The 16,947-nt window shown below is 62.6% G+C and carries 16 protein-coding genes; 4 read left to right on the top strand and 12 right to left on the bottom strand.

Going from position 1 to position 16,947, the window contains the following annotated elements:
* Positions 1 to 42 precede the first annotated feature (42 nt).
* Positions 43 to 1,029 carry a PAS domain-containing sensor histidine kinase gene (locus tag ACOQOU_RS13370; RefSeq protein WP_306025254.1) on the top strand — a complete coding sequence of 329 codons (987 nt, stop codon included), beginning with the start codon at positions 43 to 45 and terminating at the stop codon, positions 1,027 to 1,029.
* Positions 1,030 to 1,096: 67 nt separating this feature from the next.
* Here the strand turns inward: ACOQOU_RS13370 and ACOQOU_RS13365 are convergent, their stop codons facing one another.
* Together ACOQOU_RS13365 and ACOQOU_RS13360 are read right to left on the bottom strand one after the other, a co-directional pair.
* On the bottom strand, positions 1,097 to 1,360 hold the full coding sequence (locus ACOQOU_RS13365; RefSeq protein ID WP_109766673.1) for a DUF7218 family protein: 264 nt from the start codon (positions 1,358 to 1,360) through the stop codon (positions 1,097 to 1,099).
* Between the two features lie 40 nt (positions 1,361 to 1,400).
* Positions 1,401 to 1,706, bottom strand: a complete 306-nt coding sequence (locus ACOQOU_RS13360; RefSeq protein WP_306025253.1) for a hypothetical protein — start codon at positions 1,704 to 1,706, stop codon at positions 1,401 to 1,403.
* Positions 1,707 to 1,789: 83 nt separating this feature from the next.
* Between ACOQOU_RS13360 and ACOQOU_RS13355 the strand changes: the two genes are divergently transcribed.
* Positions 1,790 to 3,085 (top strand): DUF2254 domain-containing protein, encoded by a 1,296-nt coding sequence (locus ACOQOU_RS13355; RefSeq protein ID WP_306025252.1) that lies wholly within the window; start codon positions 1,790 to 1,792, stop codon positions 3,083 to 3,085.
* 76 nt (positions 3,086 to 3,161) lie between these two features.
* Here the strand turns inward: ACOQOU_RS13355 and ACOQOU_RS13350 are convergent, their stop codons facing one another.
* The 7 genes from ACOQOU_RS13350 to ACOQOU_RS13320 form a co-directional block, all read right to left on the bottom strand.
* A complete protein-coding gene (locus ACOQOU_RS13350) occupies positions 3,162 to 3,359 on the bottom strand; it encodes a CsbD family protein (protein ID WP_109766513.1) in 198 nt (65 codons plus the stop codon).
* A gap of 313 nt (positions 3,360 to 3,672) precedes the next feature.
* On the bottom strand, positions 3,673 to 5,154 hold the full coding sequence (locus ACOQOU_RS13345; RefSeq protein WP_306025373.1) for an aldehyde dehydrogenase family protein: 1,482 nt from the start codon (positions 5,152 to 5,154) through the stop codon (positions 3,673 to 3,675).
* A 65-nt stretch (positions 5,155 to 5,219) separates the two neighbouring features.
* Entirely contained in the window at positions 5,220 to 5,990 is a 771-nt protein-coding gene (locus tag ACOQOU_RS13340; protein ID WP_158585232.1) for an ABC transporter permease, read from the bottom strand.
* A complete protein-coding gene (locus tag ACOQOU_RS13335; protein ID WP_306025251.1) occupies positions 5,990 to 7,165 on the bottom strand; it encodes an ABC transporter permease in 1,176 nt (391 codons plus the stop codon). The genes ACOQOU_RS13340 and ACOQOU_RS13335 overlap by 1 nt, the downstream gene beginning before the upstream one ends.
* Before the next feature lie 77 nt (positions 7,166 to 7,242).
* Positions 7,243 to 8,310, bottom strand: coding sequence for an ABC transporter substrate-binding protein (locus ACOQOU_RS13330; RefSeq protein WP_306025250.1), 1,068 nt, complete (start codon positions 8,308 to 8,310; stop codon positions 7,243 to 7,245).
* A 37-nt stretch (positions 8,311 to 8,347) separates the two neighbouring features.
* Complete coding sequence (locus ACOQOU_RS13325) at positions 8,348 to 9,490, bottom strand: ABC transporter ATP-binding protein (RefSeq protein WP_306025249.1); 1,143 nt, start codon at positions 9,488 to 9,490, stop codon at positions 8,348 to 8,350.
* A 119-nt stretch (positions 9,491 to 9,609) separates the two neighbouring features.
* On the bottom strand, positions 9,610 to 11,100 hold the full coding sequence (locus ACOQOU_RS13320; RefSeq protein WP_306025248.1) for an aspartate aminotransferase family protein: 1,491 nt from the start codon (positions 11,098 to 11,100) through the stop codon (positions 9,610 to 9,612).
* A 74-nt stretch (positions 11,101 to 11,174) separates the two neighbouring features.
* Between ACOQOU_RS13320 and ACOQOU_RS13315 the strand changes: the two genes are divergently transcribed.
* Entirely contained in the window at positions 11,175 to 12,692 is a 1,518-nt protein-coding gene (locus tag ACOQOU_RS13315) for a PLP-dependent aminotransferase family protein (RefSeq protein WP_158585235.1), read from the top strand.
* Between the two features lie 343 nt (positions 12,693 to 13,035).
* On the opposite strand, the gene pcaF is transcribed toward ACOQOU_RS13315, so the two are convergent.
* From pcaF to ACOQOU_RS13300, 3 genes are read right to left on the bottom strand one after another with little or no spacing between them, the layout of a single operon-like run.
* Complete coding sequence (gene pcaF / locus ACOQOU_RS13310; protein ID WP_306025247.1) at positions 13,036 to 14,238, bottom strand: 3-oxoadipyl-CoA thiolase; 1,203 nt, start codon at positions 14,236 to 14,238, stop codon at positions 13,036 to 13,038.
* Between the two features lie 11 nt (positions 14,239 to 14,249).
* A complete protein-coding gene (locus ACOQOU_RS13305; RefSeq protein WP_306025246.1) occupies positions 14,250 to 14,936 on the bottom strand; it encodes a 3-oxoacid CoA-transferase subunit B in 687 nt (228 codons plus the stop codon).
* Complete coding sequence (locus ACOQOU_RS13300; RefSeq protein ID WP_306025245.1) at positions 14,933 to 15,640, bottom strand: 3-oxoacid CoA-transferase subunit A; 708 nt, start codon at positions 15,638 to 15,640, stop codon at positions 14,933 to 14,935. The genes ACOQOU_RS13305 and ACOQOU_RS13300 overlap by 4 nt, the downstream gene beginning before the upstream one ends.
* Before the next feature lie 115 nt (positions 15,641 to 15,755).
* On the opposite strand from ACOQOU_RS13300, the gene ACOQOU_RS13295 reads away from it, so the two are divergent.
* Positions 15,756 to 16,514 (top strand): IclR family transcriptional regulator, encoded by a 759-nt coding sequence (locus ACOQOU_RS13295; RefSeq protein WP_109769296.1) that lies wholly within the window; start codon positions 15,756 to 15,758, stop codon positions 16,512 to 16,514.
* Positions 16,515 to 16,947 lie beyond the last annotated feature (433 nt).

Raw genomic sequence — 16,947 nt, 5'->3', positions numbered from 1 at the left:
AATCGGGCGGGTTTTCCCGCCCGTTTTTCGTCCACTGATTCCATGAACGTCCACGAGCCCGATCACAACAGTCTCGCCATCGCACTGGAAGGATCGCCTGTCACGATCTTCTTTCAGACCGCAGACGGCCGGTTTGCATGGTTCGAGAACCAGCAATCGGTCTGGGCACGCAAAGACCTGGTCGGCCTGAGCGACGCCGATGTGTTCAATGGCGCCAGCGCTTCCGCGTTCGCAACAGCAAAAGATGATGCCCGACGATCGGGCCAGCCTGTGACGCTGGAACTGCAGACGCTGTCGTCGGTCGCCGCGGACGGCAAGGATTGCTTCCTGAAAGTCACGGTGAGGCCGGCCTGTGACGAGGCTGGCCGGACGTCGGGTTTCTTGTGCTCCTCGGTGGAGATCACCGAGGAGAAGATTCGCGAACAAACGCTCAAGACGCTGCTGATGGAGGTGGCCCACCGGTCCAAGAACATGCTCGCCATGGTTTTGAGCCTTGCCTCGCAAACCGCGCGGTCGTCGCGATCCGTGGACGGGTTCGTACGCGCCTTCACCGGCCGGATCCAGTCGCTCGCCAAGTCGCAGAATGCGGTGACGGACAGCGACTGGCGCGGCGCGCGTTTCAGCGAACTGGTCAAGTTGCAGGTGACCGATGTGGTGCCGCTCGGGGCAAGCCGCATCGAGATCGCGGGCGACGATCCCACTTTCTCGCCGTCGGCGGCGGTCCATATCGGGCTGGCCCTGCACGAACTGGTGACAGACGCACTTGTGAACGGCGCGCTCCTCGATTCCCGGGGCACCATCCGGATCGACTGCAACATCCTGACCCAGGAAGGCAGCACTCCTGTCGCCGAAATCCGATGGACCGAGGAACGCCGCGTCCAGCCAGAGGACGCGGAAACGCAGAAAGGATTCAGTCGCACCGTGCTCGAACGGGTGGTCCCGTCCGCAGTCAACGGCGAAGCCCAACTCGACGTGGACAATCATACCGTCAGCTACCGGCTGTCCGTCAATTTTACCGAATTCCGGTAATGCGAGGATCGCTGCGCGCGGGCGTGCTTCAGCCTTGCTACCCTCCCGGGCGCCTGCCTTGGCCAGTTCAATGATTGCGCAATGCGTCGATCAGTTCACTCTTCGACATGTAGGAACGGCCTTCGATGTCGAGTTCGCGCGCACGATCGTAAAGGTCGGCTTTCGACCAGTCCTCATAGGCCTTGGCGGACCCGCCCTTTGCGGACGGGTCCTGATCTTCGGAGGCTTGTGCATTGGCGATGCGCGCCGCCTTTTCCTTCGACGCGCCCTTGTCGCGGAGCGCCTCATAGGTTTCATCGTCCTTGACGGACGGCCCGTGGCTGGAGGCCATGTTCATTTCCGTTTTTCGTTGAGGGTCTCAGGCCGGCGGCTCATTCGGACGCCGTCGCCGACCGCACGCCGGCTTCGCCGCCGGGGCCTGACAGGTTCTCGATCGCATTGTCGACTTCCTCGACCAGCGGAGCCAGATCGCCGCCGCCATCGGCCGAAAGCCGGGCCTCGAGCTCGGTTTTCATGCTCTTGAGCGCCGCCAGCCGTTCATCGACCGGTTCGGCGGAAATCGCGACGGCCCTGATGTCCCGCGAAGTGATCGACTGGGCCGTTTTGTCGGCATCGTCTCCGGTACCGTCCCCGGTGTGTTTGCGGTCCGACTGGTTCATGTCCTTCATCACTGTCATTATCGATCTCCTCTCTTTACCTTCACAACGCGGGAACCGGGTTGGGGGTTCCCGCGTTTTCGATGCGGATGGTGGCAGGATCGATGATCGGACGTGCATTGAGGCAGTTGGGCAGCGTCCGGGGGCTGATCACCGTGCCCGGCGCGCTTGCGCTGACACTTTGGCTGAGCGCGTTCATCGCGCTTCGGCTCGACCGGATGCTGGCGCGCAGCGATGCGGTCGAACTCTACCGCATCCTCCAGACCGACTACGAAACGGCGGTCACAATCCTGTCGACGATCTCCGGCGCTTCGATTACGACGCTGAGCCTTGTCTATTCGCTGGTGCTGGTCGTCTTCACCCTGGCCGCCGGCAACATCGCGCCGCGGCTGTTGCGGCGATTCACCGGCGACCGTGTCAATCAGGTGACCGCCGGCCTTCTCGGCGGCACCTTCCTGTTCTCCCTGACCATCCTGCACCAGACCGGCCCCGATACGGTGCCGGGCGTTTCGATCGCCATCGCGTTCTGCCTCGCCGTGATCGCGGTGCTGCAATTGATCTTCTTCGTTCACACCGTTTCGCGCAGCGTGACGATCGACGAGGAGATCGCCGCCATTTCCACCCAACTGGAAGAGCGCCTCACCGGAATCGTCGCCGATAATGATGACAAAGCCCTGGATGCGTCGTTCGACCGGGGTGACGCGGCGGCGTTCGAGATCACCGCCGGTGAAAACGGCTATATTGTCGGCATCGACGAACAGCGTCTGACCGCGCTGGCCGACCAGTTCGACGTGCGCGTCGAGATCGTCGACAAGCCGGGAACCTTCGTCCTCAGGGGGCAGGCTCTGGCCAGCATTTTCGGCGATGCGGGCGATGGCAAACGCGGTGCCATCGAAGAAGCGTTTGCCGGTTCGGTGACCCTCTCCCCGGTGCGCGGGTCGGGCGACGACATCGAGTATGCGATCAGCGTGCTGCTTGAGATCGCGCTGCGCGCGCTGTCGCCGGGCGTCAACGACACGTTCACGGCCATCGCCTGCGTCGATCGGCTCAGCGCAGCCTTCGTGACGCCGGTCTACAGGGGATTGCGCCAGCGCCTTATCAGCGACGGGGACGGCGTCGTCCGCGTCAGCATTCCCGGCCTGACGGTCGAGGACATCGTCAACACGGCATTCCACCCGCTGCGACGCGCGGCGGCCGGCAATCTCCTGATGGTGCAGAACATCGCCGACGCGCTGATGCGGCTGCATGACATTGCCGATGATGAAGTCGGGCCGATCTTCGAGCGGCACGCCATGCTGCTGATGGCCTCGTTCGAAAGAACCGATCCACTCGATGCCGACCGCGATTTTCTGGCAAACCGGCTTGCCCCGATCTTGGGCCGCGACGGCACGACCGGCTGATGCGAGCGACGCTTTTCCGCCGCACAGCAAAAAGCCGCCCCGAAGGGCGGCCTCCTGACTGGCCTGCGCGACGCGATCAGACCGAGTCGGCCCATTCGTCGATTTCGCGTTTGGCTTCCTCGCGGGTCTTGCCGTATTTGGCTTGGATCTTGCCGGCCAGTTCCTCGCGATTGCCCTGCACCTGATCGAGTTCGTCGTCGGTCAACTCGCCCCATTTCTGGCGCGCCTTGCCCTTGAACTCGGTCCATTTGCCTTCGATCTGGTCCCAATTCATGGATAACTCCTTTGCGGTTGATGTCCTTGGAGGAAACGCCGGACAGGGCCAGCCGTTCCCTGAAAAGACTCTTGCCGCCCGCCGCAGGCTTCCATTCCCAGCGGCGGCTACGAAGTAGCGTATTTCGGAAAGCCGCGGCAGTTTTCGGCAGTCAGTGCCAACAAGAAGGCTTCGACTTGACGAAAAGACTCGGACGTCCAGCTCATCACGCTCCTTACCGGAGCACATCCATGAGCGCTCCCCAGTGTTTGACCTGTTGTGGCCATCGCTCCTCACCGGTTTTCAATTGGCAGACCCTCGAGTTTTGCCACCGTCAACCGACCATTGCCGGCCAGCCCGATACGGACTTCAGCTCGAGAAATTCCTCGATACCCCAGATGCCGCCCTCGCGCCCCACGCCGGAGAGCTTATAGCCGCCGAATGGCGTGCCCGAGGCTCTCAGATGGCCGTTGATATGCACCATGCCGGACTGCAGCCGGTTGGTGACGTGGCGAATACGCTCGGCGGACCCGCCATGCACATAGGCGGCCAGCCCGTATTCGGTATCGTTGGCGAGCGCGATCGCCTCGTCCTCGTCACGGAAGGCGCGCATGCACATCACGGGACCGAAAACCTCTTCGGCATAGGCGGCCAGCGTGTCATCCGCATCGGCGAAGATCGTCGGCCGGACGAAATATCCGGTTTCGAAACCCTCGGGTCGGCCCGGTCCACCCGCGACGACGCGCCCTCCGGCGGCGACCGATCGGGTGATGAAGTCCTGCACGCGGCTGTACTGCAGCGCCGATGCGACGGGGCCGATATGGCCTCCTGGTTGCCGGGGCGAACCGACGACGGTTTCATTGGCGAAACGTGCCGCGATCTCGACGGCACGCTCGTAGAGGCTTTCATCGACAAGTATCCGCGAGGGCGCGTTGCACGACTGGCCCGAATTGCGCATGCCCTGCTCGACGATGAAGCGGATGGCCGGTTCAAGATCCGCATCCTTCAATACGATTGCCGGATTGTTGCCGCCCAGTTCCAGCGTCATTCGCTTCAGCGCACGCGACGCCGTGGCCGCAACTCCGAGGCCGGCGCGCGTCGACCCCGTAAACGACACCAGGTCGACCTCGTCATGGGCCACGAGAGGCGCACCGCCCCCCTCGCCCGTTCCATTCACCATGTTGAAGACACCGGCCGGCACGCCGGCGTCGTGGAGAATTTCGGCAAAGATGCGATGGGTCACCGGCAGATGCTCCGAGGGTTTGAGAATCATCGTCGCCCCGGCGGCCAGCGCCGCTCCGACCTTGAGCGTCACCTGGTTCATTGGCCAATTCCAAGGCGTGATGAGCGCACAAACGCCGACCGGCTCCTTGAAAAGCATGTCGGTCTTGCTGCCCGCGACAGACGGCGTGCAGAGTTCCATACTCGAAAGAGCCGCGGCATAGGCGCGTAAATTAGACAGCCCGCCCGCGACCTGAGCGCTCCGTGCAAGATCGATCGGAGCGCCGAGTTCCAGCGAGATGGCGGCGGCCAGTTCGGTTTCCCTGGCGGCATATCCCTCGATCACCCTGTTGAGGAGATCGAGACGTTGTTCACGCCCGGTGGCCGCCCAATCCGGAAAAGCCTGACGGGCGGCCGCGACCGCGCGGTCGACGTCGGCGGCGGAACCGCAGGCCACGTGATTGATGACGTTTTCCGTTGCCGGATCGATATTGGCGAGCATCTCGCCTGCCTGCGGCGTCTGCCATTGCCCGCCGATATAGAACGCCCCGTCGTCTGCGTGGGTGTCGCGATCCGGGTGCGGTTCGATGTTCATGGGATTTCTCCGGTCAGGTAGAAAACATGTGGTGATGGGGCCTGCTTCTGGGCGACGCGAACGAATTAGCGCCGAATGAGGGCGAGCAGGCCGAGCAGGCAGCACGAGAGCCCGATCGTCACAGTCGCCGCGGCGACCACGGCGGGGCTGATCGATTCACGAATGCCGCTGAAGATCTCGCGCGGCAGCGTGGTGTGTTCCGGGGAGGCCAGGAACAGTGTCACCACCACCTCGTCGAGCGATACGGCAAAGGCGAACACGGCGCCCGACAAAACGCCCGGCGCAATGAGCGGCAGCGTCACCGTGAGGAAGGTGCGCAGACGACCGGCGCCAAGGCTTAGGGCAGCACGGTCGAGCGTGAAGTTGTAGTTTCGCAAGGTCGCAAGAACAGTGACAACGACGAAGGGAAGGCCGAGCGTGGCATGACCGAGAATCAAGCCGGTCCGCGTGCCGACCAGCCCAAGCTTGCTGTAGAAGTAGAAGAGCGAGACCGAGACAATGACCACCGGCACGAGCATCGGCAGCAGCAGAAGCCCGAAGGCGATGCGGGAAAAGATCGAGCGCATATGCACCAGGCTCAGCGCGGCCAGCGTCCCGAGCACCGTGGCGATGGCGGCGCTGCTGACGCCGATCACGAGCGAGTTGACGAAGGCGCGCTGCCAGCGGGCGTCGCTCAAAATCTCGCCATACCATCCCAGGGAGAACCCGGGCAGCGGGTAAATGAAGAACTCGCCGGAGGAAAACGACATCGGAATGATCGCGATCACCGGCGCCACCAGGAAGAAAAGCGTGGCCGCCACGAAGGTGCCGTACAGGATCCTCGAGAGATGGGGCATTAGGAAACAGCCCATTTCTTGCTGGAAAGCGTGCCGCCCACGACAGCGATGAATGCCATGGCGAACACGATCAGCCAGAGCCCGAGCGCGGCGGCGAGACCCCAGTTGAGGCTACGATTGACGAAGGTGGCGACGAGATTGCTGATCATCTGGTCGCCGCCGCCGCCCAGTAGCATCGGCGTCACGTAGAAGCCGAGAGACAGCGTCATCACCAGAACGACCCCGGCACTGAGACCCGGCAGGGTCAGCGGCAGGTAGACGCTGACCAATGCCCGTATTCGGCCGGCGCCGAGGGACTCGGCGGCGTTCATATAGTTGGGCGGAATCTTCTTCATCACGCTGATGAGCGGCAGCACGACGAAGGGAAGCATGATGTGAGTCATCGACACGATCACCGCGAAGCGCGTGCGCAGGAATTGCAGCCCTTCCGACATCAGGCCCGCCTCGATGAGAACGCCGTTGAGAATGCCCTGCCGCTGGAAGATGACCATCCATGCGAGCGTCCGCACCAGAAGCGACGTCCAGAAAGGCAAAAGCACCAACAGCATGAGGATGGCCGCCGTCCGGGCCGGCGCGTTGGCCACGGCATAGGCCAGCGGATAGCCGAGCAGAACGCAGATCACGGTGACCGTCAGCGAGATCGTGAGGGTCCGGGCATAGACGCCCAGAAACAGCCTGTCATCGACGGGTTTGACGGAGACGCCGCCGTCAGGACCCGCTTCGAGGTCGAGGGATTCGAGGATGTTGTAGGTCGTGAACGTGCGCGCGCTCTGCCGGATCACCCGCCAGATTTCCGGACTTGCCCATGCGCCGTTGATTGCTTCGAGCCGCGCGCGCGCTTCGCCCCCCAGATCGGCCTCCAGTTCTCTGGCGGCTTGCAGGATGAGGCGTCTGTTGCCCGCTTGCCTGAAATTGAGTTCCCGGGCGAGCGAAGCGACATCCGCCGGCTCGGCTTGTGTCAGATCCCGGACCAGCGCCTCGAAGACATCGTCTTGCGGAAGGCCCACCCCGTCCCAGCCGGCAATCGCCTCGGCCGTTGCGGGAATGACGGAGACGACCGGACTGCCGTTGGTGGCCTGGGAGAGAAACCACAGGATGGGCAGAAGGAACGCGAAGACGACGAACAGCAGCGCAGGCATCAGGGGAAGCGCGATATGCGCGTTTTTGGCAAACATACGGACCGTTCCGACTGCGATTAAGGTCTGAAGACCACTGTCTCCCGGGCGCACGGTGCGCCCGGGAGACAGAAAGCTCATCTCGAGGCCCAGGCGAGGAACCGCTCGTTGAGCGTGTCGAAGTTGTTGAGCCAGAAATTCGCGTTCGGCGGCACCGCATCGTCTTCAAGAGCGGGGTTTCCCGGCATGATCGCGAGCCGTTCCGGCGAGATCAGTTCATGTGCCTTGCGGCTGATGACGCCGTAGTCGATGCCGTTCATGAAATCGGCCTGTTGTTCGGGACGCAGCGCGAAAGCCAGGAAGCCCATCGCGGCCGCCTTGTGCTTGCTCCCCTTGAGGACCACCCACTGGTTTCCGGTCAAGATATGACCGGCTTCCCAGGCCATGGCGAGATCCGCGCCCTCGGTCTTCGCCGCGCTTGCCACGCGACCGTTCCAGGCCGCAGCCATCACATACTCGCCCGAAAGGAGACCCTGGATCTGTTCCGTGCCCGAACGCCACCAGATGATGTGATCGCGCAGTTCATCGAGTTTTGCGAAGGCACGGTCCTGTCCGTCCTTGGTTTCCAGAACCTCATAGACCTCATCCACCGCCACACCGTCGGCGAGGAGCGCGACGATGAGCGTGTCGGTGACCGAAAAGTTGAGCCCGCGACGTCCGGGAAAGCGGTCGACATCCCAGAAATCCACCCAGCTTCGCGGACCCTCGCCTTCGAATTCGGCCGCGTTGTAGGCAAGCACCGTCGAGGCGAGAAGGGACGTGACGGAACAGCGGGTGACATGCGCAGCCGGGATGTCGTCAACGTCGATGATGCTGGTATCGAGCGGTTCGAAAAGCCCCTCCTCGCAACCCAGCGCCGCTTCCGCGAATTCCGGCTCGGCGATGTCCCAAAGGATGGTGCCGCTTTCGACCTGGGCACGGATGTTGCTCAGTTCGCCGTTGAAGGAGTCGTCCAGGATCTTGATGCCGCTCTCTTCCGTGAACGGGTCCCAGAAGGATTTCCTGTGCGCCTCGGAAACAACGCCGCCCCATGACACGATCGTCAGGCTCTCTTCCGCGGACGCAGTGCCGACAGCACCGCCGCATACCGCGAGAAGGGCCATGCCTGCGGCCCCGCTGATACTCTGTTTCAAGATATGTTTCATTCTTCTCTCCTGTCAGGTTGAACTTTTTTGACGCTTTTCAGGTTGCGGCCTCTTCAAGCGGGTAGGCCCTCACGTAATCGGGGAGAAACCGGATTCCGACGTCGGCGCCGATTTCGTATTTCTGATCGGTTGCGTGCTGTTCGATCTTCGCCACGAGCGAGCCGCCACCGCTCGTCGCGATGGTCAGTCGAAGGTGATCGCCGTAGAAAATCCGCTCCTCGACGCGCCCGGGCAGAGTGTCGAAATGCCCTGTTTCGGTGGAACTCTGTCGCGCCTCGACGCAGACATGCTCGGGGCGGACCAGAAGCTTGACTCCCTGCCCCGGAACCATCCCGCCACTCACCTGACATGTCAGCCGGACGCCATTCGGAAGACGAACGCTGCCCTTGCCCTCCGCGATCTCGTCGAGCGTCGCCTCGATGACGTTCGTCTCGCCGATAAAGGTCGCGACGAAGAAGCTACCGGAGCGGTGATAAACGTCCTCGGGCTTGCCGACCTGCTCTATCGCACCGTCGTTGAGAACAACGACGCGATCCGACATGGTCAGCGCTTCGGCCTGATCGTGGGTGACGAACAGCACCGTGAGGCCCAGCTTCTCGTGCAGCCGCTTGAGCTCGATTTGCATGTGATCGCGCAACTGCCGGTCAAGCGCGCTCAACGGTTCATCCATCAGAACGAGGTCGGGATCGAAGACCAGAGCCCGCGCCAAGGCGACCCGCTGGCGCTGACCTCCGGAGAGCTCGGAGGGCCGGCGATGGCCATAACCCTCCAGCCTGACGAGAGACAGCGCCGCATTCACCTTCTCGACCTGCTGATCGCGCGGAACCCGGCGGGCGCGGAGCGCGTATCCCACGTTTTCGGCAACCGTCATGTGCGGGAACAGGGCATAATCCTGGAAGACCACGCCGATGTTGCGCTTGTTCGGGGGCATATGCGTGAAATCCCGGCCACCCACCACGATCGTGCCGGCCGTCGGCTTTTCGAAACCCGCCAGCATCATCAGAAGGGTTGATTTTCCCGAGCCAGACGGACCCAGAAGCGTCATGAACTCACCCTTCCTTACGGAAAGGTCGAGATTGGCAATCACATCGACCCCGCCGGGGTAGCTCTTCTTCACAGCCTGAAAACGAATGAAGTCGTCGTCCCCCTGCGCAATCTCTATGTCGGTTCCGTCGTTCAAAGGTGTTTCCTTGTTTCGATGTCCCGGCGGTCGCGCCGGGACATCCGATCGCCGAGCAAAGCCTCCCATCCTATTTGTCCCTGAAACAGAGCCATTTTTCTGATTTTGGGAGGTCCACTTTATGCGAGGGAGGCTTGGCCCTCCTCCACTTCGTGCGCGACTTCGGCGGCGACCTGGTCAAGCGATGCGCGCAGAGCGCCGAACAGCACCTCCAACTCGTCCTCGGAGATAACAAGCGGCGGGCACAAGTTGACGGTCTCGCGTGTCCAGCGAGTGATGACTCCGTTTTTCTGGAGAGCGCGGCCGATCTTCAGCGTGACGTTTTCCATCGCATCAAAGCGCCGGCGCGTCGTCTTGTCCGCCACGATTTCGAGCGCTCCGAGCAAGCCGGCATTACGCGTTTCGCCGACGATCGGGCAATCGGCGATCGCGGCCAGATGCCGCTCGAATGTCGCGATGGTTGCGTGCAGGTTTGCCCGGAAATCCGCTTGCGCATAGATCTCCAGCGCCGCGCTGGCGACCGCGCAGCCAATCGGATGACCGCCATAGGTCAGCCCATGTCCCAGCAACCCCGATTTGGCGCTTTCAAGCGTCAACGTATCGTAGATCTCGTCGGTCATCAGCACCGCGGACAGCGGGAAATAGCCCCCGGTCAGCGGTTTGGCGAGCGTCATCAGATTCGGTCGAAGACCGTATCTGGTCGAGCCGAAAGGCGAATCCAGGCGACCGAGCGCGCAAACCACCTCGTCTGCGATCAGAGCAACATCATGGCGCCGAAGCACCTCGTCGACCAACTGAAAGTACCCCTTCGGAGGAAGGAGACAGCCCGCCGATGCCATGACCGGCTCGGCGATGAATGCCGCCACGGTATCGGGCCCGACCGCAAGGATCGCCGCCTCCAGTTCCGCCGCGCATCGCGCCGCATAGGCCTCTTCGCTCTCGCCGTCGTGGCCGTGGCGGTAGTGGCAGACCTCCGGAATGAAGCTGACATCGGGGGACACGCTGTCCGACCCGAAACGCATGTGGGCCTGCCCGGTGACGGACGCGCTGAGCGTCGTCGAGCCGTGATAGCCGGCATGCCGCGCAATCACCCGCCGCTTTTCGGGCTTTCCGCGGCTGATATTGACGGCGCGGACGATCCTGATCGCCGCGTCATTCGCCTCGGAACCGGAATTGGCGAAGAGCACGTGGTTCAGATGCTCGGGCGCCATCGCGCTGAGCTGCCGTGCAAGGCGCTCCGCGGGCTCATGAGACTTCTGCGCGAAGAGGTGATAATACGGCAGTTTCCCGGCCTGTTCCGTCATCGCCTGGACAAGACGCTCGTCGCGGAATCCCAGACTGGCGCAGGACGACCCCGACATCGCATCGATGTAGCGGTTGCCCTCGGCATCGAAGACATGAACGCCCTCACCCCTGACGATTGTGGTCGTTTCGCCGTTTCGATGGGCCTGAAGATCCGAGAACTGGTGAACGAGATCCAATCCGTGTCGCGCCGATGCCGTCATTCGTCGTGCCTTTCGGTTTCTCACATCGAAACCGAGAGCTACCGACCAACTGGATCTGGAAACAGAGCCAATTATCTGTTTATAATTGGACCACTTCGCGGCCATTCGGTCGCAAAGGAGATCTTCTGCCCCCGCGCGGTGCGGCAAGGCGACAGAATACGAGGACAAGGGGGAGTGCCGTGGCGCGGTTTGTTGGGCTGTTCGAATTCCTCGACCTTGATCGCAACAGCCAGCGCACGCTCGCGACGCAGCTCTTCGACGGCATCCGCGAGGCAATTCTCGACGGCACCCTGTTGCCCGGCACCGATCTTCCCTCGACACGCAAGCTCGCCAAACAACTGAACCTGTCGCGCAACACGGTCACCGCAGCCTACGAGCAGCTCTGCGTGGAGCAGTATCTGGTTTCGGTTCAGGGCGCGGGCACGAAGGTCGCCGATTTACCGGCGCTGCGGGAGGTCCGCCCCGGCAAGGAAGTCATCGACGAACCGTCCCTTTCACGCATTCGGCTCTCGCGCCGCGGAGAGAGCCTGAGCGACAGTCCGCGCTATCTTCCGCAATACAAGGACAGATCGTTCGCCGCCGGACTGCCGGCGCTGGACCTCTTTCCCCACCAGCTTTGGGCCCGCTACATCAACCGCGCCGCCCGACGGTCCGCCATCAGGCGGTTCGACTACGGCGAAATCGCCGGGACCCTGGAACTCAAGCGCTCCATTGCCGACCATCTGGCGACAACCCGTGGGTTCCGCCCGGAGACGGATCAGATCGTGGTGCTGAACGGAGCGCAGGCCGCTCTCGATCTGCTGGCGCGGGTCACCACCGACATCGGCGATACGGCCTGGATCGAAGAGCCGGGCTATCTCGGCGCGCGCGGCGCCTTTCGCGGCGCGGGTTTGACCATACGGCCGATAGAGGTCGACAGTCAGGGCCTTCACCCCCCTGACGACATCACCCCCGCGCCGAAGCTGATTTATACCAGCCCCTCGCACCAGTGTCCGACAGGCGTGCTGCTCTCACTGGTACGGCGCCTAAAGCTTCTCGATGCGGCGCGGCGCTCTGGAGCGCTGATAATAGAAGACGATTACGACAGTGAATTCCGCTATGCGGGTCCGTCGATCTCCACACTCTGGAGCCTCGATCAGGGACGTTCGGTGGTCTATATGGGCACCTTTTCCAAGACCATGTTGCCCGGGATCAGGATTGGATACCTCGTCGCTCCGCCGCAGCTGTGCGCCGCCATCACCAACGCCCTGCACCACACAGGTCAGGCGGCCAGCAAGGTGGTCCAGTTCGCCCTGGCAGAGTTCATCGACGACGGCCGGTTCTCCGAGCATGTTCGGCAGATGAAGAAGGCCTATCTCGCGCGCCGCGCCACCTTCCTCAGGGAGATAGAGCGCCAGATCGGAGGCGCCGTCACCTACAAGCCGACGAGTACGGGAATGCAGCAGACGGTTTACCTGAACGGAGATCTGTCGGATGTCGCCCTTTCGGCCGCGGCACGCGACAAAGGCGTCGTAGCGCCGACGCTGTCGCGCTTCTATATCGGCCGAGATAAGACAAATGGCCTTTTGCTCGGATTTGCCTCTTCCGAAGAGCCGGAAATCAGGAAAGGCATGGAGAAACTGGCCTCGGCTTTTGACCAGATCACCAGATCGGGGCAAACCACGCGAAGTGCTTGTACCAACGGTCATAACGATTGACCGCCGTGGGCCCATTCACGCATTCCGATGGAGGAGATCGTGCATGGGTTCACCGTCAGCTTGCGCCATGCCTCGCAGACTGCATCTGGTATGGCCTCGTAGTTTTTTGTGCACGCGATTTGAGAGCCAATTGGCGCGCATGTCGAAGCAGGCGAAGCGGTGCGTCATTTTTCCTGGGCAGATGTTTTAATATAGTAAAGAAATGATGCTTCGAACAAAACAGTGTCCCTTTACCTAGCTGATTGATGGAATAATGCCTCTAGCGTTCATAATGAAGAGACTATGCAGAAAGGCGCCAGAAATTCATAAAAAATGATGTAATACTTCTGAATAATGCAAGATATCATACGGCGGCGAGCGCAATGGCTATGCCCTGGCCGACGCCGATGCACATGGTGGCCAGTGCGCGCCTGCCGCCGCGCATCTGCATTTCGAGCGCCGCCGTCCCGGTGATCCGCGCGCCCGACATGCCGAGCGGATGACCGAGCGCGATCGCCCCGCCATTCGGATTGACGTGATCCGCGTCCTCGGCAATGCCCAGATCGCGCAGGACCGCGATGCCTTGGCTGGCAAAGGCCTCGTTCAGTTCGATCACGTCTAAATCCTGCGGCGTCCAGCCGATGCGGGCGCACAGCTTCTTCGTCGCAGGCGCCGGGCCGATGCCCATGATCCGCGGCGGAACGCCCGCCGTCGCCCCGCCGACGATGCGCGCGATCGGCGTCAGCCCGTATTTCTTCATCGCTGCCTCCGAGGCGATGACCAGCGCCGCCGCGCCGTCATTGACGCCGGACGCATTGCCCGCGGTCACGCTGCCATTCTCACGGAACGGCGTGCGCAACCTGGCAAGCGCCTCCATCGAGGTCTCGCGCGGATGCTCGTCCGTGTCGACGATCACCGGGGCACCCTTGCGCTGCGGGATCGTCACCGGCGCGATCTCTTTCGCCAGCCGGCCGTTGTTTTGCGCCGCTGCGGCCTTGGCCTGCGAACGCAACGAGAAGGCGTCCTGATCCTCGCGCGTGACCTTGAAGTCCTCGGCGACGTTCTCGCCGGTCTCCGGCATCGAGTCGACGCCGTACTGTTTCTTCATCACCGGGTTGACGAAGCGCCAGCCGATGGTCGTGTCGTAGATCTCGGCCTTGCGCGAAAACGCCGTGTCGGCCTTGGGCACAACGAAGGGTGCGCGGCTCATGCTTTCCACGCCGCCTGCGATCGCAATCTCGATCTCGCCTGCCTTGATGGCCCGCGCCGCCATGATGACGGCGTCCATGCCCGAGCCGCACAGGCGGTTGATCGTCGTGCCCGAAACGCTGACCGGCAGGCCCGCGAGCAGCGAACTCATGCGCGCGACATTGCGGTTGTCCTCGCCGGCCTGGTTGGCGCAGCCGTAATAGACCTCGTCGACGGCTTCCCAGTCGATGCCGCGATTGCGTTCCGTCAACGCCTTGATCGGGATCGCGCCAAGGTCGTCCGCGCGGACCGGGGAGAGCACACCACCGAAACGGCCGATCGGCGTGCGGATGTAGTCACAGATGTAAGCGTCGGGCATGACATCGTCCTTCAGAGTTCCGGCACGGCGAGGTCCGCGACATCACCGTGGACTTTCAGCTCAGCGCCGGTTACCGACTGAAGATCCTCGAATGACAATTGCGGCAGCTTCTCCCGCAGAACGAAGCGGCCGTCCTCGACATCGATCACCGCGAGCGAGGTGTAGACCCTGGTCACGCATCCAAGCCCCGTCAGCGGCAAGGCGCATCGCTTCAAGAGCTTCGGTTCGCCTTTCCGGGTCACGTGATCGGTGACGACAGCGACACGTCTCGCGCCATGAACCAGGTCCATTGCGCCGCCGACGGCGGGCACGCCGCCCTTGCCCGTCGACCAGTTGGCGAGATCGCCGTTCTCGGCAACCTGGTAGGCGCCGAGCACGGCAAGGTCGAGATGGCCGCCGCGCACCATGGCGAAGCTGTCCGCGTGGTGGAAGAACGCCGCACCCGGCTTGAGCGTGATCGCCTTTTTGCCGGCGTTGATCAGGTCCCAGTCTTCCTCGCCCGCCGCCGGCGCCTCGCCGAAGCCGAGCACGCCGTTTTCGGTGTGGTAGACAACGTCGCGGCCTTCCGGCTGGAACTTCGCGATCATCTCCGGAAAGCCGATGCCCAGATTGACATAGGCGCCGTCTTCCATGTCCTGCGCTGCGCGCCAGGCGATCTGCGCGCTGGACAGCTTGAGTGTATCGAGTGCGGCGCTCATGGATAAACGGCTCCCTCGCGGTTGAGGCTCTCTTCCTGTTCCGGATCGGGCACTTCCACGATGCCGTCGACGAAAATGCCCGGCGTGACAACCTGTTCGGGATCGATCTCGCCAGCCGCGACGATGCGCGTGACCTGCGCGACCGTGCGCGTGGCCGCCGTCGCCATCAGCGGATTGAAGTTGCGCGCGGCCATCCGGTAGGTGAGATTGCCGAGCGGGTCGCCCAGTTCCGCCTTGATCAGCGCGAAATCGGCCTTCAGCCAGCGTTCCTGCACGTAGTGGCGGCCTTCGAACTCGGCCACCAGCTTGCCCTCGGCGAGTTCCGTGCCGTAGCTCGTCGGGGTGTAAAAGGCGGGGATGCCCGCGCCGCCGGCGCGGATGCGCTCGGCAAGCGTCCCCTGCGGCACGATCTCCAGTTCGATCTGTCCGGCGAGATAGAGATCCGTGAATACCTTGGGATCGGCCGAACGCGGAAACGAGCAGATCATCTTCGCGACCATGCCCTGCTCGATGAGCGCAGCCAGCCCCACATGGCCGTTGCCGGCATTGTTGTTGATGATCGTCAGGTTCTTCGGGCCCGCATCGATCAGGGCGTGGATCAATTCGATCGGTGCGCCGGAACCGCCGAAGCCGCCGATCATGACGGTCGTGCCGTCACCGATACCGGCGACCGCTTCGCTCGGGGAGGCGATTGTCTTGTTCATGTCGCGGATCCCTCAAACGTGGCTTCCGCGGTCGTGATCGGCGGGATAGACAGCCAAGACAAGGAAATTTGTGCGCATATTGACATTTGTTCAATAACTGCACCAGCGTGTGCGCATGGTGAACAACACCGACATAATCGCCTCCTTTGCAAAGGGATTGCGCGTTCTGGAGTGTTTTGGCGCAGAGCATCCGCGCCTGACGATCGCCGACGTGGCCGAAGCGACGGGGCTCGATCGCGCGACGGCGCGGCGGTGCCTGCTGACGCTGCACAAGTTCGGCTACGCCGAGTATGACGGCAAGTTCTTCGGTTTGACGCCACGGGTTCTCAGGCTTGGTATGGGCGCGCTGGCCGCCCTGCCCCTGCCGCAGATCGTGCAGCCCTGGCTGGACCAGTTGTCGGAACAGATCGGCCAGTCTGTCTCCACGTCCATCCTCGACGGCACCGACATCGTTTATGTCGCGCGCGCCGCCCAGCGCCGGGTCATGTCAATCGGTCTGATGCCGGGATCGCGGCTTCCCGCCCATTGCACGTCGATGGGCCGCGTGCTCCTGGCCGCACTGCCTGAAGAAGAGGCCCGCGCGGTGGTCGAAGCGTCCGATCTCACACCGCGTACGCCGTACTCCCTGACCGACCCGAAAGACATCATGGACACGATCGCCGATGTGCGGGTGAATGGATATGCCGTGATCGACCAGGAAGTTGAACTCGGTCTGCGCTCACTCGCGGTTCCAGTGTACAACGCCCGAGGCAAGGTGATTGCGGCTCTGAATACCGGGATGGCCGCGATACATTCCGAGACGAGAAAGATCGTGAACGACTACCTGCCGGCGTTGCTGAAGGTTCAGGACGGTCTGCGGCGGATGGTAAACTGATTGACGACCGTCTGCATCCACGAAGGACCTAAACCGACCAAAGAGCGAGGGCAGCAGTTCGGCAAGGACTGGAGTTGCAGTTCCCCCGGTTTGATGGACACTTTTGACTGCGATGGAAAGGGGCTCACATGCCCGGAACGAGAAACCCGTAGCCGGCGGAATTCCGGGAACAGATTGTCGAGCTTCACAGAGCTGGTCGTAGCGCTGATGACCTTGCCCGCGAGTTTAAACCGTGCGTTGCAACGATCCACGGTTGGATCAAGCAAGCCGCACGTGACGATGGCAAGCAGGCCGGCATTCTGAGCAGCACAGAACGAGAAGAGCTCGGTCGCCTCCGTGGAGAGAACAAGCAGTTGCGGCAGGAGCGCGACATACTCTCAAAGGCGGCGGCCTGGTTCGCACAGAACGACACGACCGGTCCGAGGTCTTCGAG

Origin of the sequence: Oceaniradius stylonematis, assembly GCF_965223445.1 — a bacterium.
Lineage (GTDB): Bacteria > Pseudomonadota > Alphaproteobacteria > Rhizobiales > Rhizobiaceae > Roseitalea > Roseitalea stylonematis.
This window is presented reverse-complemented; position numbering and strand designations above follow the sequence as displayed.